General features: G+C 57.4%; 1 rRNA gene. It reads right to left on the bottom strand.

Going from position 1 to position 1,196, the window contains the following annotated elements:
• Nucleotides 1–1,196: ribosomal RNA gene (locus J2851_RS35440) — 23S ribosomal RNA — on the bottom strand; the annotation flags it as partial.

Genomic DNA, 1,196 nt, shown 5'->3' with positions numbered 1-1,196 from the left:
GGGCCCTCTTCTTCCGAAGTTACGAGGGCAATTTGCCGAGTTCCTTCAACACCATTCTCTCAAGCGCCTGGGTATGCTCTACCAGTCCACCTGTGTCGGTTTCGGGTACGGTCTCATGCGGGGGCTGTTTCCTGGAACGGGGCCACAGCACGTCCAATCCGATAAGGACGTACACGCTTACCCATTCGTCACACACCCGCTGGCCCAGGACTATTAACCTGGTTCCCATCGACTACGCCTCTCGGCCTCGCCTTAGGGGCCGGCTCACCCTGCGTGGATTAACCTTGCGCAGGAACCCTTGGACTTTCGGCGACAGTGTTTCTCACACTGTTTGTCGCTACTCATGTCAGCATTCTCACTTCCGATACCTCCAGGCGGCCTCACGGACGCCCTTCGCAGGCTTACGGAACGCTCCGCTACCACGTATCTTGCGATACATCCGCAGCTTCGGCACACGGCTTGAGCCCCGATACATTTTCGGCGCAGGCCGGCTTAACTAGACCAGTGAGCTATTACGCTTTCTTTAAAGGATGGCTGCTTCTAAGCCAACCTCCTGGTTGTCATGGCCTTCCCACATCCTTTCCCACTTAGCCGTGATTTGGGGGCCTTAGCTGGCGGTCTGGGCTGTTTCCCTCTCGACGATGGACCTTAGCACCCACCGTCTGTCTGCCGCGCTGTGCTCTGCGGTATTCGGAGTTTGGTTAGGTTTGGTAAGGCTCGCGCCCCCCTAGCCCATCCAGTGCTCTACCCCCGCAGGCAATCACGCGACGCGCTACCTAAATAGCTTTCGCGGAGAACCAGCTATTTCCCGGTTTGATTGGCCTTTCACCCCTAGCCACAGATCATCCCCGACTTTTTCAACAGGCGTGGGTTCGGTCCTCCAGTGCGTGTTACCGCACCTTCAACCTGTCCATGGCTAGATCACCGGGTTTCGGGTCTGAAGCCTGCAACTCTGACGCCCTGTTCAGACTCGCTTTCGCTGCGCCTTCGCCTACCGGCTTAAGCTCGCTGCAGACTCCAAGTCGCTGACCCATTATACAAAAGGTACGCCGTCACGGCACAAGGCCGCTCCGACTGCTTGTAGGCATCCGGTTTCAGGAGCTGTTTCACTCCCCTCGTCGGGGTGCTTTTCACCTTTCCCTCACGGTACTGGTGCACTATCGGTCACTGAGGAGTACTTAGGCTTGGAGGGTGGT

The sequence above is a fragment of the Azospirillum rugosum genome, assembly GCF_017876155.1.
GTDB lineage: Bacteria > Pseudomonadota > Alphaproteobacteria > Azospirillales > Azospirillaceae > Azospirillum > Azospirillum rugosum.
This window is presented reverse-complemented; position numbering and strand designations above follow the sequence as displayed.